Source organism: Streptomyces sp. NPDC002773 (assembly GCF_040295605.1).
Taxonomy (GTDB): domain Bacteria; phylum Actinomycetota; class Actinomycetes; order Streptomycetales; family Streptomycetaceae; genus Streptomyces.
On sequence record NZ_JBEOVO010000012.1, the window covers coordinates 1 to 24,003 of the forward strand.

The window sequence follows — 24,003 nt, forward strand, 5'->3', positions numbered from 1 at the left end:
GCTCAAGCCGGGCCCACTGCGCATTCGTCAGATCCCCACGTCCCACAAGATGTGATCATCGGCGATCAAGATCCACTTTCGCAACAGGCCCTAGGCCGCTACCGGCGCACCCTGAGGCCGGGCCTCAATCTCGTCATCCCCTATGTCGACCGCGTCTATCCGGTGATCGACCTGAGGGAACAGGTGGTCTCGTTCCGGCCGCAGCCGGTCATCACCGAGGACAACCTGGTCGTCGAGATCGACACCGTGCTGTACTTCCAGGTCACCGATCCACGAGCGGCCGCCTACGAAATCGCCGACTTCCTGCAGGGCGTCGAACAGCTCACCGTCACCACCCTGCGCAACGTCGTCGGCTCGATGGACCTGGAGAAGACCCTGACCTCCCGGGACACCATCAACAACCAGCTCCGTGGCGTGCTCGACGAGGCGACGGGCAAGTGGGGGTTGAGGGTCAACCGCGTGGAGATCAAGGCCATCGACCCTCCCCAGTCCATCAAGGACGCCATGGAGAAGCAGATGCGCGCCGAGCGCGACAAGCGGGCGGCGATCCTGGGGGCGGAGGGGCAGCGCCAGTCGCAGATCCTCACCGCCGAGGGGGACAAGCAGGCCGCCGTGCTCCGGGCGGAGGGCAACCGCACCGCCGAGATCCTCAAGGCCGAGGGGCAGTCCCGAGCCGTCGACGAGGTCTTCCAGGCCGTGCACCGCAACGACCCCGACCCCAAGCTCCTCGCCTACCAGTACATGCAGATGCTGCCGCAGCTCGCCCAGGGGGCGGGCAGCACCTTCTGGGTGATCCCCAGTGAGGTCACCTCCGCGCTCCAAGGGGTGTCCCGCGCCTTCAACGAGGTGCTGCCCCCGTCTCCGGCCGTCCGGGACACGCCCGCGGAGGACAGGGCAGCCACTCAGGCGGCTGACGACGCGGCGAAGGCGGCGGAGGCCGCCGCCGAGGCACTCGCCGACGCGGCCGAAGCCGACGCCGACACGTATCCCTTCACCGGCGGCCGTCAGGAGCCGCAGGCACCAGAGGGCAGGTAGGGGACGGCCGGTCAAGCTCCTGCCGTCACCGGCGCGTTTCGCCCGGGCGACAGGAGCGTTCCGCCACCAGCTCCTGACCAGGGGAAATAAGTGCACGGTGAACGGATGAACCTGTCCGGATAACGGTCACGTCACGGCTCCTGCGCCTTTCGTAGATCACCGTGAGTAAGGTGACATGCGTCACACGGTGGGGCGGGTTGCTGTGGTAGGAATGCGCAACTCCGCAGGTGGCACCACCCCTCGCCTGTTCTGCGGGATGCCGGGCAGCTCCCGGCAGCACGACCGAGGTGATCACGCTCCGAGTCCACGGACGTCACTCCTTCGGCCAGCCGACCGGACAACGGCGTTCGCTCAAAGACCGCACCCCCACCGGCGCTGCCTCCTGCGCGCCGGTCCTGCGCTTCCGAGGTCACCCACCGTGTCTCTCGATTCCCTCACCCAGTCCGTCGACAAGGCGGTCAGTGGCTTCTTCGAGCCGATAGCCACCTGGCTCGGCGAGATCGTCTTCTACTCCGTGCCCGTCGGCGGCACACAGCTCCCGTTGATCGTGGCCTGGCTCGTCGTCGCCGGTCTGGTCTTCACCGGCTGGTTCGGTTTCGTCCAGCTGCGCAAGTTCCGGCTCGCCGTGGACGTGGTGCGCGGGAAGTACGACGAGAAGGGGTCGGCCGGCGAGGTCAACCACTTCCAGGCACTGACCGCCGCCGTCTCCGGCACGGTCGGCCTCGGCAACATCGCCGGTGTGGCCGTCGCGGTCTCCATCGGCGGCCCCGGCGCCACGTTCTGGATGATCCTGTGCGGCCTGCTCGGCATGGCCACCAAGTTCGTCGAGGTCACCCTCGGAGTGAAGTACCGCGAGGTGCACGCCGACGGCACCGTCTCCGGCGGCCCCATGCACTACCTGCCCAAGGGCCTGGCCGAACGCTTCGGCAAGAACGGCAAGACCCTCGGCAAGGTCCTCGCCGTCCTCGCGTCCTTCATGATCCTGTTCTTCGGCCTCTTCGGCGGCAACCTCTTCCAGGTCAACCAGTCCTACGCCCAGCTGGTCTCCGTCACCGGCGGCGAGGACGGCGCCCTGGGCTCCTCCGCCGGCGCCCTGTTCTTCGGCATCCTGATCGCCGCCCTCGTCGGCATCGTGCTCCTCGGCGGCATCCGCTCCATCGCCTCCGTCACCAGCAAGCTCGTGCCCGCGATGGCCGGCATCTACATCGCCGCCTGCCTCGTCGTCATCGCCGTCAACGCGGGTGCCGTGCCCTCCGCGATCTCCACGATCATCGAGGGTGCCTTCAACCCCGAAGGCGTCGCCGGCGGTGTCCTGGGCGCACTGATCATCGGCTTCAAGCGGGCCGCGTTCTCCAACGAGGCCGGCCTCGGCTCCGCCCCGATCGCCCACTCCGCGGTGAAGACCAAGCACCCCGCGAGCGAGGGTCTGGTCGCCCTTCTGGAGCCGTTCATCGACACGGTCATCATCTGCACCATGACCGCGCTGACCATCGTCATCGCCAACCCCGCCAGCTACGTCGAGCTCCGCAACGGCGGTGAGTCCATCGGCGGCGTCACCCTCACCTCCGACGCCTTCGGCACGGTCATGCCCTGGTTCCCGTACATCCTCACCGTCGCGGTGATGCTGTTCGCGATCTCCACGGTGCTGACCTGGGGCTACTACTGCATGAAGGCCTGGACCCACCTCTTCGGCCGCAGCAGGGCAAGCGAGCTGACCTTCAAGGTCCTCTACACCCTCTTCGCGGTCGCGGGCTCCCTGCTCACCCTGCAGACGCTGATCGACATGGCCGACGCCGTGCTCTTCATGCTCGCCGTCATCAACATCATCGGCCTGTACCTGCTCGCCCCCGTCGTCAAGCGGGAACTGAACACCTTCCTCGCCTTCGTGAAGAAGCGCGACGCCGGCCTCGACACCGACGAGGACAGCGACCAGGAGCCGGTGAAGACCACCGTCTGACCGCCCCCGGCGGCCCGGCTCCCGAAGGGCCCTGCACCTCACCTCGCGCCTTGGCGAGGAGCAGGGCCCTCCACCCCGTCTCGGCAGCTGAGAGACGTCCTGGCGAGGCCCCCCGGCGCCCGATAGGGTGTAAAGAACGCGTCAACGCGACGCGCTGGTGTGCCGGGAAGTCTGGTCGGCGTCGAGGGGCCCTGTGCCCGCCGTCAACCCACCCCGGAGACCTTCCCCCCATGACGCAGTCACGCCCGCGCAAGGTGATCCTCGGCCTGCTGCCCTGGCCCGAACGGCAGGCCGTCACCGAGGCTCTGCGCACCGAGACCGTCGGAGGACTGGTCCTGCTCGCCGCCGCCGTCATCGCGCTCGCGTGGGCGAACAGCCCGTGGAGCGAGGCGTACGAGCAGATACGCGACTTCCACTTCGGCATCCCCGCCCTCGGCCTGGATCTCTCGGTCGCCCACTGGACGGCCGACGGCCTGCTCGCGGTCTTCTTCCTGGTCGCCGGCATCGAGCTGAAACGCGAGTTCGTCGTCGGCGAGCTGCGCACCCCCGCCACCGCCGCCCTGCCCGTCGTCGCCGCCGTCTGCGGCATGGCCGTCCCCGCCGCCCTCTACGTGCTCACCGTCACCCTCGGCGGCGGAAGCCTGGAGGGCTGGGCCGTACCGATGGCCACGGACATCGCCTTCGCGCTCGCGGTCCTCGCCGTCCTCAGCACCCACCTGCCCTCCGCGCTGCGTGCCTTCCTGCTCACCCTGGCCGTCGTCGACGACCTCGGCGCCATCCTGATCATCGCGGTCTTCTTCACCTCGGACCTGAACTTCTGGGCCCTGGGCGCAGCCTTCGCCGGGCTCGTCGTCTTCTACGTGCTCCAGCGCTTCCGGGTGCGCGGCTGGTGGTGGTACGTGCCCCTGGGCATCGCGACCTGGGCGCTGATGTACAACTCCGGCGTCCACGCCACCGTCGCCGGCGTCGCCATGGGCCTGATCCTGCGCACCACCCGCGACAAGGACGAGGACCGGTCCCCGGCCGCCCGTGTCTCCCACCTCGTGCATCCCTTCTCCGCGGGCGTCGCAGTCCCCCTCTTCGCGCTGTTCGCCGCAGGTGTCGGTGTCTCGGGCGGCGCCCTCGTCCACGTCTTCACCGACCCCGAACCCCTCGGTGTGGTCATCGGTCTCGTCGTCGGCAAGGTCCTCGGCATCTTCCTCGGCACCTACCTCGCCGCACGGTTCACCCGCGCCGAACTCAACCCCGACCTCGCCTGGGCCGACGTCCTCGGCCTGGCCACCCTGGCCGGGATCGGCTTCACGGTCGCCCTCCTCATCGGCGAACTCGCCTTCCCGACAGGACCCGAAGCCGAACACGTCAAGGCCGCCGTCCTCGTCGGCTCCCTCACCGCCGCCGCCCTCGCCGCCCTGCTTCTGCGCCGCCGCAACCGCGTCTACAAGCAGCTGTGGGAAGACGAAGAACGCGACGACGACGCCGACGGCATCCCCGACATCTACCAGTCCGGCGCGAGGCCCGCCGGCTCGGAGTGGCCGTCGGGAAGTGCCCAGCAGGGATCCTGCATATGAAGCGGGCCCGGCGAGGGTAGGACTTTCGTCACCCGCCGGGTTCTTCCGCACAGGCGCCAGGCAGCGTTGGATGACGGCCAGTTGGTGACGGCGAAAGAAACGGGAGAGCCAGTGGAACGGGGCCGGAGCAGGAAGCCGTGGGCGGGCCTGGTGGCCGCCGTCATAGTGGCCGTGGCGGCAGGGCTGGCGTGGTTCAAGCCGTGGGCCCTATGGGTGGACGAGACGGTCCATGAGGCGCTGCCCTCTGCGACCGCGCCGTCCACGGCACCACCCGCCGTCACACCGACGACGGACCCGGGCCCTTCGGCTTCGGTGACCGTGCCGCCCGCCGGGCCGGTCACGGTCGCGCGGGGCACGTTCATCAGCCATGAGCACGCGACCACCGGCACGGTGAAGGTGGTCCGTCTCGCCGACGGCACCCACACGCTGCGGCTGGAAGGACTCGACACGAGCAACGGCCCCGATCTGCGCGTCTGGTTGAGCGACGCGCCGGTCAGGGAGGGCAGGGCCGGATGGGGAGCCTTCGACGACGGCCAGTACGTCAGCCTCGCCAAGCTCAAGGGAAACAAGGGCGACCAGAACTATCCCCTGCCCGCGGACGTCGACTGGTCGAAGTACCCCAGCGTCAGCATCTGGTGCGACCGGTTCGACGTCTCCTTCGGGGCTGCCGCCCTCGCCCGCGTCTGACCGGCCGGAAGACCCGCGTCGCGATGCGCGCCCGGGGGCTCCCTCACACTCACACCGCGGTGCGCGTGGAGGGCGGCCCCCACGGTCCCCCAACACCGATGACGGCGGCGATCAGGTAGCCGACGCATGCGTAAGGACGCCGGATCAGTTACTTCGGCAGGCAAGCGCCCCCATAACCGCCCTGCTCGCGCCGGACCGCTGCCTGTTCACGACTGGCCGCCGATGATCGCGCGGTCGAGGTGCTGCCCGACATCCCCGAACCACGAGCCGACGATGTCAGGCCCTTTCTCAGGCACTGGAGCTCCTACGGCCCCTGACGCAACACGCACCGGACACCCCACCTGGCATCACGGAACGTCACTACCGAGGTCAGCGCCCCTTTTCGGCAGGCTCCAGAATCGCCACGCACTCCACGTGGTGCGTCATCGAAATCCTGCCCGACTGCTCGCGGACGGGGCCGCCAAGGGAGGGGCATCCTGCGCCGCGCCCGTCTCGGGAACCGCCACCCGGGACCGCCTGCCGGGCTACGTCACCGGATCACAGTGGGGTCTTGATCCGACTCCATGGAGCCCTCCCCCGCCGCATCCCCGTGCGGAGGTCCCCGCCCCCGTGCAGAGGTTTCCCGCCCCGGGCACGCCGAGCCGCTCGTGCGCGTCATCAACACCGCCACGCGGCAGGCGGAGGTCTCCCTGACATCCATGCTGCGAGTACGTGCGCAACCGATACGACGGTTCAGACCGGCGCACCACGGTTCAGTAGAAGAGCGAGTGACACTCGATCACGGAACCACAAAAACGTCTGCGCGTTCAGTACGAGTTTACTTAACTCACTTCACCATCTCATCTCCTCGTCACCAAAGCGTCCTTCGTGCTTGACAGAGATCCGGCCACGGGTGCCTCATGGTGGACACCCCCGACGTGCGGACCAGCGGCTCGGTCATATAACTCTGACAACGTTGTCTGTCATCGGAGTTCTGCGCGGCCGGGGATTCTTCCCCCATCTCTCACGAGGAGAGGCATGACCAAGTCACCGCGCAGGACGTGGCTCACGGCCGCCGGCAGCGCCCTCGCCGGCATCGCCGGACTGCTACTGCCCGTCTTCGGCACCGCCGGAGCCGCCCAGGCCGCCGACAGCGGCATCCACGTCAGCAACGGCCGCGTGTACGAGGCCAACGGCAGAGAGTTCGTGATGCGCGGGGTGAACCACGCCCACGCCTGGTACCCGGGCGAGACCGACGCCATCGCCGACATCGCGGCCAAGGGCGCCAACACCGTCCGCGTCGTACTCTCCAGCGGCGACCGCTGGACGAGGACGAGCGCCGCCCAGGTGGCGTCGATCATCGGCGACTGCAAGGCGAACAAGGTCATCTGTGTCCTGGAGGTGCACGACACCACGGGATACGGTGAGGACGGCGCCGCCGCCAGCCTCGACCAGGCCGCCGACTACTGGGTGGGCGTCAAGAACGCCCTCCAGGGCCAGGAGGACTACGTCGTCGTCAACATCGGCAACGAGCCCTACGGCAACAGCGGTTACACCGCTTGGACCGGCGCGACCAAGAACGCCGTCGTGAAGCTCCGGAACGCCGGCATCGAGAACGCGCTGATGGTGGACGCGCCCAACTGGGGTCAGGACTGGTCGAACACCATGCGGAACAACGCCGCCTCGGTCTTCGCCTCCGACCCGCGCCGCAACACGATCTTCTCCATCCACATGTACGGCGTCTACGACACCGCCACCGAGGTCCAGGACTACCTGAGCCACTTCGTGAACAACAAACTGCCCATCGTCGTCGGTGAGTTCGGCGACAACCACAGCGACGGCAACCCCGACGAGAACGCCATCATGGCCACGGCTCGCTCGCTGCGCGTCGGCTACCTCGGCTGGTCGTGGAGCGGCAACGGCAGCGGCGTCGAGTACCTCGACATGGCCAACGGCTTCAACGCCGGCTCCCTGACCGCCTGGGGCAACCGGTTCTTCAACGGCACCGACGGCATCTCCACCACCTCGACCCGCGCCACGATCTTCGGAAGCGGGGGCGGTGGCGAAGGCGGTACGGCTCCGAACGGCTACCCGTACTGCGCCAACGGCAGCGCCTCCGACCCCGACGGCGACGGCTGGGGCTGGGAGAGCAACCGCTCCTGCGTCGTCCGCGGCAGCGCCGCCGACCACTGAGCAACCAGCGTGCCCTCCCGTCCTCGGCGACGGGAGGGCACCCCGCGTCGCCCGCGTACGCGGGCACCGGCACCCCAGGGTCGAAGTGTGTGCGGTCAGGCGGTGGTGCAGGTCTTCCCGTTGAGGGTGAAGGCGGTCGGCACCCCGTTGGTGCCCGCCGTCGACGTGCCGCTGAAACCGAGGTTCACGCCGGCTCCCGGGGCGATGGTGACGTTGTAGCCGGACGGGTTGGTCGCGGCGACGTTCCGTCCGTCCTGGACGGGTACCGCGTTCCACATCTGGGTGATCCGCTGGTCACCGGGGAAGGTGAAAGCCAGCCGCCAGCCTTCGACGGGGGCGCTGCCGGTGTTGCGGATCGTCACGCTGCCGTTGAAGGTGGCGCCCCAGTCGGAGAGCGTGTAGGTGACGGCGCAGGCGGCGGGGGCGGGTGGCGTGGGCGGGGTGGTGGGCCCGGTCGGCTCCGTGGTGGGCGGGGTCGTGGGGTCCGTCGGCCCAGGGGTGGGAGGCGTGGTCGGCTCGGTGGGCGTGGGCGTGGAGCCGGGAAGGCCGCTCTTCGCGGCCATGCGGTCGGAGTGGGCACGGAAGACGGCGAGCTCGGACGCGCCCTCGGAGACGCCGAACTTCCCGTCGATGGTGCGGTCCTGGTACCACCAGAACGCGCTGCCGTCGCCGCCGGCCTCCTCGAATGCGGTGTAGATCTCCCGCCACCACAGGGCGCGATCGACGTCGTGGACGTTGAACTCGCCCATGAAGAAGGGCTTTCCGACCACCTCGTGGGAGTCGCGGATCCAGGCGCGGACGAGGTCCTTGGTCTCCTCGATGCTCAGATCCGCCCAGTGTTCGGTCGGGTAGGGGTGGGCGGAGGTGAAGTCGATGTACGGGGACTTGTGGATGTGGACGAAGGGATTGCCGGAGTCGCCGCCGAAGCCGTACTTCGTGCCGTGGCCCTCGATGCCGGCGCCCAGGAGGTGGTTCGGGTCGATGGACTTCACGAAGGCGCCCATCTCGTCGACCCAGGCCCGCAGGGTCGTGCCGTCGACGTTCTCCGCGGCGCTCTGGCCCTCGTAGCGGGGCTCGTTCATGAGCTCCCAGGCGAAGATCGCCGGCTCGTCCTTGTACTTCACTCCGCTGTAGTGATTGGTGCGGTTGAGGGCGTGGGAGACCGAGTTCTTGTACGAGGTGAAGCAGCCCGGGCAGCGGTTCCTGTCGAAGAAGGCAGCGCGGGCCGGGTGCCCGCCGGATAGGCCCTCCCAGCGCAGGCGGGTGTCGATGCCGCCGTACGCCTCCCAGTAGTTCTCGAAGACGGGGATCAGGCGCAGGCCGTGGGCCTTGGCCGACTCGATGATGTAGTCGAAGGCGGCGTACTGCTGCTCGTTGAACTCGCCCTCGCGCTCCTCGAAGCCGTGCCAGCTCTCGTGGCTGAACATCCACAACCGGGCGACGTCGACGCCGTCGGCCGCCATGCGGGCGAAGTGGCCGTCGATACGGGCCTTGTCCATGTACTGCGTCTCGGTGTCGCCCGAGCCCGCCCCGAAGGTGAACATGTCGTAGGCGTTGGCGCCGGCGAAGAAGTACTCCTTGCCGTCGAGGCAGAAGTGGATGCCGCAGCGGTTGACGAGGGAGTCGGCGCCGTCTGCGGCGGCGGGAGTCGGGCGGGCGACGAGGAGGCCGGCGAGGACCAGGACCGCCCCGAGGAGCAGAGCCAGCGGACCCGCTCGTCTCGCCCGGGGGACGGCGTGGGGGGACGTACTCATGGGGTTCCCTTTCGTCCGGAGGGAGCTGGTGGAGAAACCGGTTGTCGCGGGGCGGCTCCCGCGCAAATTAACCGGTTAACTTCGAGGGGAACCGTAGGGAAGGCCCCCGGGCATGTCAATGGTTCCAACTAGCGCGCACAGCACGCCTGTTGGGGTGACCATCTCGTCACCGAAGCCCGGTCCGCGAGTGCGCTCCCCGCCCATTGCGCCTCTTGAGGCCCGCCACTGCGCGCACGACCTGGCGGTAGGGTCGGGGTATCGAGGGTTCAGGATGGAGCTGGGGTGGCAGTGAAGCGGCCGACGATGGCGGACATCGCACGTCGGGCGGGTGTGTCCAAAGTGGCGGTCTCGTACGCGCTCAACGACCAGCCGGGGGTCTCGGAGGCCACCCGTGCCTTGATCAAGGGCATCGCCGAGGAACTGCGCTGGCGGCCGAACAGCGCCGCGCGGGCGCTGACCGGCGGGCGTGCGCAGGCGGTCGGGCTGGTCGTGCGGCGGCCGGCGCGGACGCTCGGGGTCGAGCCGTTCTTCATGGAGTTCATCAGCGGTGTGGAGACGGTCCTCGCCGAGCACGCGTACGCGCTGATGCTCCAGATGGCAGCCGACCAGGAGCAGGAGATCGAAGTCTGCCGGCGCTGGTGGGGCGAGCGGCGGGTCGACGGCGTCTTCCTCATGGACCTGCAGACCGATGACGCAAGGGTCGACGCCATCCGCGACATCGGCCTGCCATCGGTGGCGATCGGCCCGCCGGAGGTGGCCGGCGAGATGCCGGCCGTCTGGTCCGACGACGGCGAGAGCGTGCACGAGATCGTGCGGTACCTGGCGGCGCTGGGGCACCGGCGGATCGCGCGCGTCGCCGGACCCGCCGAGTTCGCGCACACGGCCGTCCGCGACGCCGCTCTCGCCGACGCCTGCCGGGGAGCCGGGATCCCCGAGGCGAGGGTGGTGCACACCGACTACACCGGCGACGCGGGCGCGCGGGCCGCGCGGGCGCTGCTGATCGCTCCGCGGCGGCCGACGGCGATCGTCTTCGACAACGACATCATGGCGGTGGCCGCGCTGTCGGTGGCTCAGGAGCTGGGCTTGTCGATCCCCGCCGACGTGTCGGTGGTGGCTTGGGACGAGTCGCCGCTGACGCAGGTGGTGCGCCCGATGCTGTCGGCGGTCACCCGCGACATCCCGGCGTACGGAGCCCGCTCCGCGACCGCGCTGCTCGCCGTGATCGACGGGGAGGACGTCCGCAGCATTCGCGAGGGGTACGCGCAGTTCGTGCCCCGGGGCAGCACCTCTCACCCGCCGCCGGAGCCGGACCCGCGCTGATCACTGACCAGGGGGAGCCCACTCGGGGCCGAGCCGCCCTCGCGTGCAGCCCGGCCCCGAGTCGCGGCACCCCTACTTGGTGGCTCCCTGGGAGAAGCCGTTGTAGATCCACCGCTGGAGCAGCAGGAAGACGATCAGCGTGGGGATGATGACGAGGATCGCACCGGCGGAGATGGCCTCCCAGTGCGCGCCGAAGGGCCCCTTGAAGCGGAAGAGCGCGGTGGAGATCGTCCCGAGGTCCTCGGAGTGCATGTAGAGGAAGGGGATGTAGAAGTCGTTGTAGGTGGTGATCCCCTTGATGATGACGACGGTGGCGATCGCGGGCTTGAGCAGCGGGAAGATGATCTTCCGGTAGATCGTGAAGGCGTTGGCCCCGTCGAGGCGGGCCGCCTCGTCGAGGGAGACGGGTATGCCGCGGATGAACTGCAGGAAGATGTACACGGAGACGATGTCCGTGCCCATGTAGAGCAGGATCGGCGCCCACCGGGTGTCCACCAGGCCGAAGCCGTTGATCACCTGGAAGGTCGCGACCTGCGTGGTGACGGCGGGAACGAGGGTGGCGATCAGGAAGCCCGCCATGACGAGCTTCCTGCCCCGGAACTCGAAGCGGTCCACGGCGTACGCGGTCATCGAGCCGATGATCACCGTCCCGCCGATGGAGAAGACGAGGATGAACGCGGTGTTCCCGAAGGCCATCAGCATCTTGCCGTCGCTGAACGCCGTGACGTAGTTGTCGAGGTTCAGCCAGTTCCCCGGCAGCGACAGCGCACTGCCCTCGCCCACCTCCTCCGAGGTCTTCAGCGAGGTCAGGAAGACGACCGCCAGCGGCAGGAGCACGATCATCGAGGCCGCGATCAGCGACAGATAGGTCAGCACGCTCCCGACGGGCAGCCGCCGGCGCGCGGTGCGGAGACGGTGCTGGGTGGCGGTGAGGTCGCGGGAGGTCATACGAGGTCCACCTTGTCGTCGGGCACGAGCCGGCGCTGGATCCAGGTGATCAGCAGGATGATCAGGAGCAGCACCACGGCCGCGGCCGAGGCCAGGCCGGTCTTGTTGAACTGGAAGGCCAGCTTGATCGTCTGGATGACGAAGGTCTGGGTGCCGGTCGCGCCGCCGGTCATGATGTAGGGGATCTCGAAGACCGACAGCGAGCCGGAGATCGCCAGGATCGCGCTCAGACTGATCACGGGCTTGATGCTCGGGGCGATGATGTGCCGGAACTGCTGCCACTTCCCCGCCCCGTCCAGCTCCGCCGCCTCGTACAGCTCCCCCGGGATGGACTGGATCGCTCCGAGGAAAAGGACGAAGTTCAGTCCGGTGAAGCGCCAGACCGAGACACCCGCGAGGGAGACGTTGGCAGAAGTGGGATCGCCGAGCCAGGGGTGGTCGGTCGTGACGCCGAACCAGTCGAGCACGGAGTCGAGCGTGCCGCCGTCCTGGAAGAAGTACAGGAACACGAAGCCGATCGCGACGCCGTTGATGAGATAGGGGAAGAAGAGGATTCCCTTGAAGAAGTTCCGGAAGCGCAGGTTGAAGCTGAGGATCACCGCGAAATACAGCGCGGCCACGATCTGGACGACGGACGCCGCGAGGTAGTAGCCGCTGACGAGGAAGACCCGGAAGAGCTCGGGACGGGCGAAGATCTGAACGTAGTTGTCGAAACCGACGTTCTCCCGGTCCGGACTCACCCCGTCCCAGTCGGTGAAGCTGTACGAGATCATGCTCGCGACGGGGACGTACGTGAACGTGATCAGCAGCGCCAGCGGGGCCGCCAGGAAGAGCCAGGGTGTGATCCGCCGCAGCGGCGAGTCCCGCCAGGATCTCGTCCGTCCGGCGGCGGGGCCGCTTCGGCGGCCCGCCAGGCGGGGCCGTGCCCCCTCTGTGTCGGCCTTGGCCTTGTCCGTGCTGGATCGCCCTGTCATGGCGGCGCCCTCTGGTGCGGTGTCGGTGGTCTGGGTCATGTCGGCCTTTCGTGTCCGCGGCTGCGGAAGGTCCAGGGGCCCCGGTCGGTGTCGTACGGCCGGGGCCACTCCGCCGGTATCAGCTACCGACGGTCTTCGCCGCCTCGTCCCACCTCTTGTCGAGGTCGGCGAAGAAGTCCTCCCGGGTGCCCTTCGCGGCGCCACGAGCAGTGTCGATCAGCTTCTGACGGTAATCCTGCTTGTTGAGACCGATCTCGGATGCCTCGTCGATGTCGTTGACGGCCGCGGTCTTCGTCTCGGAGCGGTCGAAAAGCCTGACATCGTTGTCAACGAATTCCTTGAGCGTTGCGGGCATCGGAGCGGACTTGACGGCGGAGACCACGCCCTCCTTCTCCGCGAAGCCGGACTTCTCGGTGAACCAGTCGACCCAGGCGCGCGCGGCCGGCTTGTTCTTCGAGTGGACGCTCACGGCCTGCTGGTAGTCGGAGACCAGCGCTGCACAGTGCTCGCCGCCCTTCTGGACCGGGAACGGCATGAAGCCGATGTCGGCGGCCGAGCCGCCGGCCTTCTTGGCTGCGTCCTGCATCTGCGTGATCGACCAGGAGCCCAGCATCATCGTGGCGATCTTGCCCTCGCCCAGGAGCGTCTTGGATGCCTCCCAGTTGGTGGTCGACGGATCCTTCTCCGACAGACCCTGCTTCACGATGTCGTAGAGGAGGCCGTCGGTGGTGTTCAGTTCGCTCCCGGCCTTCCAGGGCGAGACCGCGCCCGCGAGCGCGTTGCTCGCCTGGGCGTCGCAGCCGACGACACCGAGGTTGCTGGTCCACTGGACCAGCGGCCACCCGTCCTTGAAGTTGGTGTAGTACGGGGTGGCGCCGGTCTTGTCCTTGATCGCCTTCAGGCCGGCCAGGAACTCGTCCGGGGTCTTCGGCCACTCGGTGACGCCCGCCTGCTGCCAGACCTTCCTGTTGTACACGAAGCCGTTGGCGGTGCCGAACTGGGCGATGCCGTAGACCTTGCCGTCCACCTCGGCCTTGTCGCTGAAGCGGTACTTCGCCAGCTCGGCGGTCGTGCCGAGGGGCGCGAAGAACTTCGGGTAGTCGTTCTTGGCCACCGCACCGGGGATGAAGAGCACGTCACCGTAGGCCTTGGTGTTCATGCGGATCTTCACCTCCCCCTCGTAGTCGGTGATGCCGTCGAACGTGACCTTCACCTTCGGGTAGACCTTGTTGAACTCAGCCGCGTACTTCTCCAGCGTCCCGTTCTGAGCCAGGTCGGTCCGCTGCGTGAGGACCTTGATCTCGCCCGAAACCTCCTTCGGATCCGACGGAGGCGCGGCCACCTCCCCGGTGGCACCGCCGCCTCCGCCGCTGCACGCCGACAGCGCGAGCATCGCGGCGGCCAGCACAGCGCCCGAGAGCGCGGTCGTCTTCTTGTTCCCCATGGCCCATCCCCTTCAAAGTCACAGCTCAGGTCATCGGTGGGATGACGGCACTATGTCAGCCCGTCGTGAACCGGTAAAGTGTTGATTTCCAGCGTGATGCCCAATCGTTACCCGGCCCCGTCGATTGTCAGGGCTGATGAAGCCGCGCGCCTAATCCGCTGCGGGCCGTGCAGGCCGCGCTTCACCGGTTCATGGACAGTTAAGTAAAGGTACGGCTAACTTGTCGGCGCGTACATGCATCCAGCCCACTGCCAGGCGATTGGAGTCGCACACCATGAAGGACGTCACCCAGCTGCACGAGGGGTGGAGCCTCCGCCACGAAGGCGCACTGCTCCCGGCGCAGGTGCCCGGTTGTGTCCACACCGATCTGCTCGCCGCCGGGGTGATAGCGGACCCGTTCCTCGGGCTGAACGAGACGGAGACCGCCTGGGTCGGGCGCCGGGCGTGGTCGTACGTGACGGACCTCACCGCCGCCGAAGGCGGGCACGAGCGGAGCGAACTGGTCTTCGAGGGCCTGGACACCGCCGCGGAGGTCCTGGTCGACGGCGAGTCGCTCGGCTCGACCCGGAACATGCACCGCGTCCACCGCTTCGACGTCACGGGACGGGCCGGAGCACTGGAGGTGCGCTTCGACTCGGCGTACGACGAGGCCGAGCGGGTCCGTGCGCTCACCGGCGACCGGCCCAACGTGTATCCCGAACCCTTCCAGTACATCCGTAAGATGGCCTGCTCCTTCGGCTGGGACTGGGGCCCGACCGTGGTCACCGCCGGCATGTGGCGGCCGGTGCGGATCGAGCACTGGTCGACCGCCCGGCTGGCCGAGGTCCGCCCGCTGGTCACCGTGGACGGCACGACCGGCCGCGTCGAGCTGCGGATCAGGACCGCACGGACCGCGAGCGGCACGGACCGCCCGCTCACCCTGCGCGCCACGGTGGCCGGGGTGGTCGCCGAGACCTCCTTCGAGGGCGCGGAGACGGTGCTCCGCCTCGACGTGCCCGAGCCGGAGTTGTGGTGGCCGCGCGGCTACGGCTCCCAGCCGCTGTACGGACTCGACGTGGAGCTCCTGGACGCGACCGGCGAGCCGCTCGACTCCTGGTCGCGCCGGATCGGCTTCCGCACGGTGGCCGTCGACCGCTCCGCCGACGAGCACGGCACCGGTTTCACCTTCGTGGTCAACGGCGTCCGGGTCTTCGCGCGCGGCGTCAACTGGATCCCGGACGACGTGCTGCCCTCCCGCGTCACCCCCGACCGCTACCGCACCCGGCTGGCCCAGGCCGCGGAGGCCAACGTCGACCTCGTCCGCATCTGGGGCGGCGGGATCTACGAGGACGACGCCTTCTACGACGTCTGCGACGAGCTGGGACTGATGGTCTGGCAGGACTTCCTCTTCGCCTGCGCCGCCTACCCCGAAGAGCAGCCGCTGCGCGGAGAGGTGGAGGCGGAGGCGCGTGACAACGTTGTCCGCCTGATGCCGCACCCCAGCCTGGTGCTGTGGAACGGCAACAACGAGAACCTCTGGGGATTCCGCGACTGGGAGTGGGAGGAGCCCCTCGCCGGCGACTCCTGGGGTGAGGGCTACTACCTGGGCGTCCTGCCCCGGATCGTCGCCGAGCTCGACCCGACCCGCCCCTATACGGCAGGCAGCCCCTGGTCAGGCTCCTGGGACCACCATCCCAACGATCCCCGGCACGGCACCCACCACTCGTGGGAGGTCTGGAACCGGCAGGACTACGCCGAGTACCGCTCCGACGTGCCCCGGTTCTGCGCCGAGTTCGGCTGGCAGGCGCCGCCCGCGATGGCAACCCTGCGGCGTGCCCTGCCCGGTGAGGACCTTGCCCCGGACTCCCCCGGAATGCTGCACCACCAGAAGGCCGAGGACGGCAACGGCAAGCTGAACCGCGGCATCGAACGGCACTTCGACCTGCCCAATGGGGACTTCGACCGCTGGCACTACCTCGCGCAGGTCGTGCAGGCCCGGGCGGTGGCGGCCGGCATCGAGCACTGGCGCTCCCACTGGCCGGTCTGCGCGGGCTCGGTCGTGTGGCAGCTCAACGACTGCTGGCCGGTCAGCTCCTGGGCCGCGATCGACGGCGACGGGCACCTCAAGCCGCTCTACTACGAACTGCGCCGCGTCTACGCCGACCGGCTTCTCAGCGTCGTACCCACCGAGGAAGGCCTCGTCCTCGCGCTCGACAACCAGTCCCGTACCACCTGGCGCACCACCGTCACCCTGCGCCGCGTCGCCGCCGACGGCACCGTGCTCAAGGAGGACGCGATCGATCTGGAGGCCGCCGCCCAGACGGTGGTGCGGACGGCCGTCCCTGCGTCACTGCTGCCCGAGGCCGCATCCGGCAAGGAGCTGCTGGTCGCCGATGCGGACGGTCTGCGGGCGGTCCACCTCCCGGTCTTCGAGAAGGAGTTCGCCTACCCGGTGCCCGTGTACGACATCGTGGTCGAGCCGGCCGGGGAGGACGACTCGTTCGTGACGGTCACCGCCCGCACCCTCGTGCGGGACCTCCTGCTCCAGGCGGACCGGCTGGCCCCGGCGGCGAGCGCCGACCACGGCCTGGTCACCCTGCTGCCGGGCGAGGGGGTCCGGATCGGGGTGCGCGGCTGGGCGGGCGACGACCTCGAAGCCGTACGGTCAGCCCTGTTCAGTGTGGGAGCGGTGTGAGCGCCCCAGCCTCTCGCATCCCCGGCCGACGCGTCACGATCAACGACGTCGCCGCGCTGGCCGGGGTGTCCAAAGGCGCGGTGTCCATGGCCTTCAACAACCGTCCGGGAGTGTCCCCGGCGACCCGGGAGCGCATCTTCGGGGCGGCCCGGGAACTCGGCTGGAGCCCGAACCAGACCGCGCGCAACCTCTCCGGTCAGCGGGCCGGCATAGTCGGCCTGGCGATCTGCCGGCCGGCCCGGCTCCTCGGCCTCGAACCCTTCTACATGGAGTTCATCTCCGGCATCGAGGACGTCCTCGCCGAACGCTCCTACTCCCTCCTCCTCCGGCTCGTGCGTGACCTGGACGAGGAGACCGCCCTCTACCAGGAGTGGTGGCGCAGCCGGACGGTCGGCGGGGCCATCCTCGTCGACTTTCACCGGGAGGACCCGCGGATCCCGCCGCTGCGGGCCCTCGGCATGCCCGTGGTGGCCGTCGGGCACCCGTCGCTGACGGGCGGGTTCCCGTCGGTCTGGACCGACGACGCCTCCGCGGCCGCCGAGGCGGTGCGGTACCTCGCTGCGCTCGGGCACCGGCGGATCGCCCGCGTCGGCGGCCCCGCCGGCCTCGGCCACAGCGGCATCCGTGCCGCTGCCTTCGAGGCGACCATGGCCGAGCTGGGCCTGGACGGAGGGCGGCAGGTGGCGACCGGCTTCGTGGGAGAGGAAGGTGCCCGGGCCACCCGCGGTCTCCTCATGTCCCCGGACCGGCCGACGGCGATCGTGTACGACAACGACATCATGGCCGTCGCCGGGGCGGCGGTCGCCTCGGAGATGGGCCTCTCGGTACCCGACGACGTCTCCCTCCTGGCCTGGGACGACTCGCAGTTGTGCCGACTGACGCATCCTCCGCTGTCCGCGATGAGCCATGACGTACACCACTTCGGCGAGGAGGTCACCCGGACCCTGTTCGGGATCGTCGAAGGCACCCACAGGGGCGCCCGCCAGGTACCCACCCCATCTCTGACTCCGAGGGGGTCGACAGGCCCGCCCCGGCGTACGTAGGCGGTCGCGCACGACGTCGAGGGGCTGCCCGTGCGGGCAGCCCCTCGACGTCGTGCGTCCCCCGCGGGGCGGGCGCCGGAAGCGGACGAGGAGCGGGTTCCAGGGCAGGGACGTACCCCAGGGACCCGCTCCTCTCCCACCCGGTGCGGCAGGTGCGGTACGGCGGGTCAGCCCTTGGCGCAGGGGACGCCGTCGAGGCTGAACGAGGCGGGCACCGCACCGGGGCCCGTGGCGTTGACGCCGAAGCTCACGGCCCTGCCGACCGGGACGGACCGGGTCCAGGACTCGCTGGTGGCGCGGACCTGTCGGCCGGCCTGGGTGACGGAGGCGTTCCAGGCGGAGTTCACCGTGGTGCCCTCGGGGAGGGCGAAGTCGAGCTTCCAGCCCTCGAGGGGCTGTGCGCCGGTGTTGCGGACGGTGATGTCGGCGTTGAAGCCGGTGCCCCAGTCATCCAGGCGGTAGGCGATGGAGCAGCCTCGCCGGTAGACGCCGGCCTCGCGGGAGGTCTGGCGGATGCCGTCGGGACCGTGGAAGAGGCGCTCGCCCCAGGAGGTGAGCCGGCCGGTGTCGAAGCCGGTGGCGAGGTCGAGGTACTCGACGCCGCCGCCGTTGCCGCTCCAGGACCAGCCCAGGTAACCGAGGTCCAGTCGGCGGGCGGTGGCCATGATGGCGTCCTCGTCGGGGTTGCCGTCCGAGTGGTCGAAGCCGAACTCGCCCACAACGATGGGCAGTCCGCGGTCGACGAAGCTGCCGAGGTACTCCTCGACCTCGGCGGCGGTGTCGTAGACGCCGTACATGTGGATGGAGAAGACGGTGTTGCGGTCGGGGTCGGAGGCGAAGACGGCGGGGGCGTTCTCGCGCATGGTGTTCGACCAGTCCTGGCCCCAGTTGGGCGCGTCGACCATCAGAGTGTGATCGAAGCCGGCCGCGCGCAGGCGGCCGATGGCGTCCTTGGTGTCCTGCGTCCAGGCGGTGTGGCCGGCGTTGCCGTGGGGCTCGTTGCCGAGGTTGACGATGACGTACTTCTCCTGCCCCTTGAGGGCGTTCGCCATCTCTAGCCAGTAGTCGACGGCCTCGGAGAGGGAGGCCGCGTCGCTCTGCTCGCCGTAGCCGGTGGTGTCGTGCGCCTCCAGGACGCAGACGAGCCGGTTGGCCTTGCACTGTGCGACGACGGCCGCGACGTCGGCGGCGTCGTTCTTCGTCCAGCGCGTGCCGGTGGAGAGCACCACCCGGACCGAGTTGGCGCCGAGGGCCTTGATGTCGGCGAGGGACTGTCCGGTGCGGTCGGTGTACCAGGTGTGGGCGTGGTTGACGCCGCGCAGGACGAAGTCCTTGCCGGTGGCGTCGACGAGCCGTCCGTCCACGACGCGGAAGCCGTCGGAGCGCTCGGCGCCCTGGGCGGTGACGGGGACCGAGGTGATCGTGGCGGCGAGGGCGAGCAGCGTCGCTGCCGAGAAGACCCGTGTCCTGTTCATGTGGTGCTCCCAACTCGGTGCCGCGCCACGGGAGGAGCGAGGGCGCGGTGATGCCTGACATGGAGTGAGATCGCGGGGGGTCGGTGGCCCCGTGCGGGCCTACGGGCAGTGGGCGGACCGCCGCGGGGCCCCACTGCCCGGAGCATTGCTGCGGCTCGATTCCAGGCAGTGGGGATCGACCGCAGGTGCGGTTCAGGTCGTCGCCTTCGTCGATCAGCGAGTTTCCTGCCGGTTCCCGTCGGCCGAGTTGAGGCTAGAGGCCGTGTCGGCCGATAACAATAGTCTGGACATAACCGGTTAAGGTCGCTGACCTCCTATCGACCGCCCCGACCAATCACCGGAGGCGCTGCGCAGTGCCCGTCGTGGCGCGAAAGGCGGTGCCGGCACCTTCCAGTACGGCATCGGCGCCGGCGGGCACGTACACGGCCTGCCCGGGGCCGATGTCGAGATGCTCCTCGGACGAGGAGACGGTGATGGTCCCCGCGGTGCAGAGGAGGATCTGCGGGGCGTCCAGCGTCACGCGCCGCCGCGGCTCACCGGCCCGCAGGCGGTACCGCGACAGGAGGAAGTCGTCCACCGGCGCCGGGTAGACCTCCTCGCCCTCCTTCTCCCGAGGCGTCAGGACGCGGGCCGGGGGTGCGCCGAAGCGGACGACCCGGGTCAGCTCCTCCGCGTCGACGTGCTTGGAAGTCAGCCCGCACCGCAGGACGTTGTCGGAGCTCGCCATGATCTCCACTCCGAGCCCGGAGAGATACGCGTGGGGGACTCCGGCGCCGAGGAACAACGCCTCGCCGGGGCTCAACTCGACATACCGGAGCATCAGCGCGGACAACAGCCCGGAGTCGCCCGGACAAGCCCGTGCGATGCGGTCGTAGGCGGCGATTTCGGCCTCGTCCGAGCCCGCCACCGCGACGGCCAGCGACCGGGCGACGGCGTCGAGCAGGCCCGCCGACGGGCGGAGGAAGGCCCGGAACACCTCCGCGAGCGCCTGGGGCTCGGGAAGGACGCAGAGGGTCTCGACGTACGGCCGCAGCGCGGGCACCTCGAGGGAGGCGAGCAGGCGGGCGGTGTCCGCCGCGTGCCGGAAGCCGCAGAGGCCCCGGAACGGGGTGAGGGCGACGATCATCTCCGGCTTGTGCTGGTCGTCGCGGTAGTTGCGGTGCGTCGCGTCAAGGGGCACGCCGAGCGCGTTCTCCCGGGCGAATCCGGCCTGGGCCTGGGCGAGGTCGGGGTGCACCTGCACGGAGAGTGGCGCGTCGGCGGCCAGGAGCTTGACCAGGAAGGGGAGACGTGGCCCGAACCGGCGCACGGTGACGGCTCCGAGTTCGCCCTCCGGATCCTCGGAGACCACCCGGTCCAGCGGTATCAGGACCTCTCCCCTGGAGACTCGGGAGGGCGCCGCCGGATGGGCACCCATCCAGAGTTCGGCCTGCGGTGCTCCGGTGGGCGGCACGCCCATGAGCTCAGGCAGCAGGGTGCGGGAGCCCCAGTCATAGGGCTGGACGGTGTTGCGGAGGAGATCCATGGTCATTCCTGGAGTGCGTACGGTGAAGGTGGAGGGGGGCGGGGACGCCACGGCGCCCCGAAGGACGGCCGGTGCCGGTGTAGGCGGGCACGAAGAGGAGGACCCGCCCGCATACGGTGGAGGCCGGACGTCAGATGGCCGCCTGCCCCCTCGTCCCCGCTCCGGCGCGGGAGAGACCGGAGGCGGCGACGCCGGCGGCGGCCGCGCCGATCAGTCCGGCGTCGAGGGCCAGCCCGGCGGGCGCGACCGGAACGTCACGGGTGAAGTCGAGGACGGCGTACGACTTCAGGTGGTGCCGCAGCGGTGCGAACAGCACCTCGCCCGCCTGGGAGACCCCGCCTCCCACGACGACCAGGTCGAGTTCGACGAGCGCGGCCGTCGCCGCGATGGCGGCGGCCAGGGCGCGGCCGGCCCGGTCGAACGCGGCGAGCGCTCTCGCATCGCCCGCACGGGCCGATGCCTCGACCTCGCGGGCGGTGGCGGGAAGGCCGTCCGGGGGTGTCCAGCCCGATTCCAGCGCATGGGCCGCGATCGCCGTACCGCTGGCGTAGCGCTCCACGCAACCCCGAGCGCCGCAGGGGCACACGGGACCGTTCTGATCCACGGTGATGTGCCCGATGTGACCGGCGTTCCCGGTCGTCCCCGCATGTACGGAACCCCCCAGGATCAGGCCGCCGCCGACGCCGGTCGAGACGACCATGCACAGGGCGTTCGCCACGTCCTTCGCCGCACCGATCCAGTGTTCCGCCGCCGCCATGGCGACCGCGTCGCCGACGAGCACCGGCTCGATGTCCGTCGGGATGGCGGGATGGCTCCGCACCCGCTCCACCAGGGGGAAGGAGCGCCAGGCAGGGATGTTGACCGGGCTCACCGTGCCCGCGAAAGTGTCCACGGGCCCGGCGCTCCCGATTCCCAGGCAGGACAGCGAAGGCCACTCGGGATGGGCGGCCAGTTCGTCGAGGACCGAGGCGACCGCGGCCATCATCGCCTCGGCGGAGTCGCGTGCGGGCGTCGGCCGCTGCGCCCGCACCACCACGCGTCCCTCGGCATCGACCAGCGCCCCGGCGATCTTCGTACCGCCGATGTCCAGCGCTCCGTACACCATGCCGCCCAACCTCTCCAGAACCGTCCGAACCGTGCGGAGCACCACTCTGCCCACGGATGACAACGTTGTCCATAGAAGAACGGATCCGGTTAAGTCACATGCCCGACGCGAGGCCGGAAGTAACGGCCCGCCGAACCCGACCGTCCGCACCGCACACCGCCGGCGCCGGCTTCACGGGTGCGGGAGCGGTCCCGGGCCCGGGCCAGGGCGCCGGGCGGGTCGTTCGCCGCCCCGTATGCGGAACGGCGCGTCGCCTCACGGCGGGACGAACAGTGCTCGCTACGGCATTAGCGGGTCGAGGAGGCCGCGATGGCCGCCTTGTACCAGTGATAGGACGCCTTGGGGGTGCGCGTCCCGGTCGGGAAGTCGACGTGCACCAGTCCGAAGCGCCTGCTGTGGCCGAAGGCCCACTCGAAGTTGTCCATGAGCGACCATGCCGTGTAGCCGCGCAGGTCGACGCCGGCGGCGACGGCTTCGGAGGCCGCTCGGAGGTGGCTCTCCAGGTAGGCGATCCGGTCGGCGTCGTGCACGGAGCCGTCCGCGGCGGGGGTGTCGTGCTCGGCGGAACCGTTCTCCGTGATGTGGATCGGCGGTAGGAGGGCGCCGTAGCGGTCGCGGAGGGACACGAGGAGTTCCCTGAGGGCGTCCGGAACGACGGCCCAGCCCATGGCGGTGAGGCGGGCGTCCGGGTGCGCCACTCCTTCGTAGCGGATGTCCATGGCGGTGCGCAGGGCCGGATCGGGCTCCCGCAAGGGTGCCGCGCGCACGATGGACGGCGTGTAGTAATTGACGCCGAGGAAGTCCATCGGGGCGGAGATGAGGCCGAGGTCGCCCTCACGGCGGAAGTCCTGGCGTTCGATCAGTTCTGCGAAGGTGTCCGCTTCGCCGGGGGCGTAACACCCGGCGAGCAGTGGATCGGTCCACATGAGGTTGCGCTGGGTCTCGGCGCGGAGTGCGGCCGCGGTGTCGACCGGGGCGGGCGTGGCCGGACGGACGTGGTCGAGGTTGAGCGAGATCCCGGCCTCCTGAACCCCGGCGGCGCGCAGGGCACCCATGGCAAGGCCGTGACCGACCAGGAGGTGATGGGCCGCGGCGAGCGCGGACGTACCCCCGCGGGCTCCCGGGGCGTGCTCGCCGTTCGCGTATCCCAGGAAGGCGCTGCACCAGGGCTCGTTGAGGGTGATCCACCGGGGTACGCGGTCCCCGAACTCGGCGGCGACCAGGGCCGTGTACTCCGCGAAGCGCTCGGCGGTGTCCCGGGACCGCCAGCCGCCCGCGTCCTCCAGACGCTGGGGAAGGTCCCAGTGGTAGAGGGTGGCGACCGGCTTGATGCCGGCCTCCAGCAGGTCGTCGACCAGGCGGGCGTAGAAGTCGAGTCCCCGCGGGTTCGCCGCCCCCGAGCCCGTCGGCTGGATCCGCGGCCAGGCGACGGAGAAACGGTACGTGGACACTCCGAGGTCCGCGAGCAGCGCCACGTCCTCCCGGTGCCGGTGGTAGTGATCGCAGGCCGTCTCGCCGCTGCTGCCGTCCGACACGGCGTCGGCGCGCTGGACGAAGGTGTCCCAGATCGACGGCCCGCGTCCGTCCTCCTTCGTGGCGCCCTCGATCTGGTAGGCCGACGTGGCGGCGCCGAACTCGAAGCCGGGCGGAAGGACCGGGAAGTCGCTCACGGACAGGGAAACCCTTCGTGCGGGGTGGGGGAACCTGTTCCGAGCATGAGGGAACGCAGCTGCCCGGTCCAGGGAGTGCAGGTCGACGAGGAGCGGTTTTACTAAATCCCGGCTTAACCGGGAAGGTCATACTGGACATCGTTGTCAGGCACTGGGCAGAGTGACCTCGGCAGTTGCTGTCGGGCTGTCACGGAAAGCGGAAGGCGAAGGTGTGCGGAGCACCGGACACCGTTTCCCCCTCTCGTTGTACGACGACGACCGCGCCCCACTCCCGGGCGCGGTCAACCCCGTTCCGAGGAGAACCCCGTCCCGCCATGAGAGTGCCCCTTCCGCCACACGTCGCCGCACGAGCAGCACTCGCCCGCCCCGCACGACGACGGCAGCGGCGACCGCTCTCTGGGCCTCGACCGTCTCGAAGATTCCCTACCGTCGCACCTGGATCAGCGCGTGCGTTCCACTCGTACGCCAGGCAGCCCCGGACCGTTCGAGCCCGTCCAGCGATTCCTGATCCAAACCGGCCATGACGTCGGACTTCAGGGTCCGGAGCGCCGCGACGCCACCCGGGAAGTACGCGGTGAGATCGGCGAAGGGCGCCTTGGCGTCCCACAGCACTCCAATCAGCATGAGGTCCACAGTTGGAACCGCGCCGAAC

At 69.6% G+C, this 24,003-nt stretch carries 15 protein-coding genes and 2 pseudogenes; 8 read left to right on the forward strand and 9 right to left on the reverse strand.

The window, feature by feature from the left end:
* Nucleotides 1-84 precede the first annotated feature (84 nt).
* The 5 genes and pseudogenes from ABT034_RS16720 to ABT034_RS16740 all read left to right on the forward strand — a co-directional run.
* A pseudogene (locus ABT034_RS16720) lies at nt 85-1,035 on the forward strand (SPFH domain-containing protein); the annotation flags it as partial.
* Nucleotides 1,036-1,453: 418 nt separating this feature from the next.
* Nucleotides 1,454-2,992 (forward strand): alanine/glycine:cation symporter family protein, encoded by a 1,539-nt coding sequence (locus ABT034_RS16725; RefSeq protein ID WP_351215734.1) that lies wholly within the window; start codon nt 1,454-1,456, stop codon nt 2,990-2,992.
* A gap of 230 nt (nt 2,993-3,222) precedes the next feature.
* Entirely contained in the window at nt 3,223-4,560 is a 1,338-nt protein-coding gene (nhaA, locus tag ABT034_RS16730) for a Na+/H+ antiporter NhaA (RefSeq protein WP_351215735.1), read from the forward strand.
* Nucleotides 4,561-4,671: 111 nt separating this feature from the next.
* Nucleotides 4,672-5,247 carry a DM13 domain-containing protein gene (locus ABT034_RS16735; RefSeq protein ID WP_502972953.1) on the forward strand — a complete coding sequence of 192 codons (576 nt, stop codon included), beginning with the start codon at nt 4,672-4,674 and terminating at the stop codon, nt 5,245-5,247.
* Nucleotides 5,248-6,264: 1,017 nt separating this feature from the next.
* The gene (locus tag ABT034_RS16740) at nt 6,265-7,419 is read left to right on the forward strand and encodes a cellulase family glycosylhydrolase (protein WP_351215737.1); all 1,155 of its coding nucleotides are present in this window, start codon (nt 6,265-6,267) and stop codon (nt 7,417-7,419) included.
* Between the two features lie 95 nt (nt 7,420-7,514).
* Here ABT034_RS16740 and ABT034_RS16745 read toward each other — a convergent pair whose 3' ends face one another.
* Nucleotides 7,515-9,173, reverse strand: coding sequence for a cellulose binding domain-containing protein (locus tag ABT034_RS16745; protein ID WP_351215739.1), 1,659 nt, complete (start codon nt 9,171-9,173; stop codon nt 7,515-7,517).
* Nucleotides 9,174-9,461: 288 nt separating this feature from the next.
* Between ABT034_RS16745 and ABT034_RS16750 the strand changes: the two genes are divergently transcribed.
* Nucleotides 9,462-10,493: a LacI family DNA-binding transcriptional regulator gene (locus ABT034_RS16750; protein ID WP_502972965.1), complete on the forward strand. Its 1,032-nt coding sequence runs from the start codon at nt 9,462-9,464 to the stop codon at nt 10,491-10,493.
* Between the two features lie 72 nt (nt 10,494-10,565).
* Here ABT034_RS16750 and ABT034_RS16755 read toward each other — a convergent pair whose 3' ends face one another.
* The 3 genes from ABT034_RS16755 to ABT034_RS16765 form a co-directional block, all read right to left on the reverse strand.
* Nucleotides 10,566-11,336, reverse strand: a complete 771-nt coding sequence (locus tag ABT034_RS16755; RefSeq protein WP_351216018.1) for a carbohydrate ABC transporter permease — start codon at nt 11,334-11,336, stop codon at nt 10,566-10,568.
* A 101-nt stretch (nt 11,337-11,437) separates the two neighbouring features.
* Complete coding sequence (locus ABT034_RS16760) at nt 11,438-12,415, reverse strand: carbohydrate ABC transporter permease (RefSeq protein ID WP_502972966.1); 978 nt, start codon at nt 12,413-12,415, stop codon at nt 11,438-11,440.
* A gap of 118 nt (nt 12,416-12,533) precedes the next feature.
* Entirely contained in the window at nt 12,534-13,859 is a 1,326-nt protein-coding gene (locus tag ABT034_RS16765) for an ABC transporter substrate-binding protein (protein WP_351215745.1), read from the reverse strand.
* A 274-nt stretch (nt 13,860-14,133) separates the two neighbouring features.
* On the opposite strand from ABT034_RS16765, the gene ABT034_RS16770 reads away from it, so the two are divergent.
* Both ABT034_RS16770 and ABT034_RS16775 read left to right on the forward strand, forming a co-directional pair.
* Nucleotides 14,134-16,533 carry a glycoside hydrolase family 2 protein gene (locus tag ABT034_RS16770; RefSeq protein ID WP_351215747.1) on the forward strand — a complete coding sequence of 800 codons (2,400 nt, stop codon included), beginning with the start codon at nt 14,134-14,136 and terminating at the stop codon, nt 16,531-16,533.
* Complete coding sequence (locus tag ABT034_RS16775; RefSeq protein WP_351215749.1) at nt 16,530-17,576, forward strand: LacI family DNA-binding transcriptional regulator; 1,047 nt, start codon at nt 16,530-16,532, stop codon at nt 17,574-17,576. The genes ABT034_RS16770 and ABT034_RS16775 overlap by 4 nt, the downstream gene beginning before the upstream one ends.
* A 167-nt stretch (nt 17,577-17,743) precedes the next feature.
* On the opposite strand, the gene ABT034_RS16780 is transcribed toward ABT034_RS16775, so the two are convergent.
* The 5 genes and pseudogenes from ABT034_RS16780 to ABT034_RS16800 form a co-directional block, all read right to left on the reverse strand.
* Nucleotides 17,744-19,051 (reverse strand): cellulase family glycosylhydrolase, encoded by a 1,308-nt coding sequence (locus ABT034_RS16780; protein WP_351215751.1) that lies wholly within the window; start codon nt 19,049-19,051, stop codon nt 17,744-17,746.
* Between the two features lie 334 nt (nt 19,052-19,385).
* Nucleotides 19,386-20,576: a mannose-6-phosphate isomerase, class I gene (gene manA / locus ABT034_RS16785; RefSeq protein ID WP_351216020.1), complete on the reverse strand. Its 1,191-nt coding sequence runs from the start codon at nt 20,574-20,576 to the stop codon at nt 19,386-19,388.
* Between the two features lie 130 nt (nt 20,577-20,706).
* On the reverse strand, nt 20,707-21,681 hold the full coding sequence (locus tag ABT034_RS16790; RefSeq protein WP_351215753.1) for an ROK family protein: 975 nt from the start codon (nt 21,679-21,681) through the stop codon (nt 20,707-20,709).
* 287 nt (nt 21,682-21,968) lie between these two features.
* Nucleotides 21,969-23,351, reverse strand: coding sequence for a GH1 family beta-glucosidase (locus ABT034_RS16795; RefSeq protein WP_351215755.1), 1,383 nt, complete (start codon nt 23,349-23,351; stop codon nt 21,969-21,971).
* 423 nt (nt 23,352-23,774) lie between these two features.
* Nucleotides 23,775-23,960: pseudogene (locus tag ABT034_RS16800) on the reverse strand (hypothetical protein); the annotation flags it as partial.
* Nucleotides 23,961-24,003: the final 43 nt, after the last annotated feature.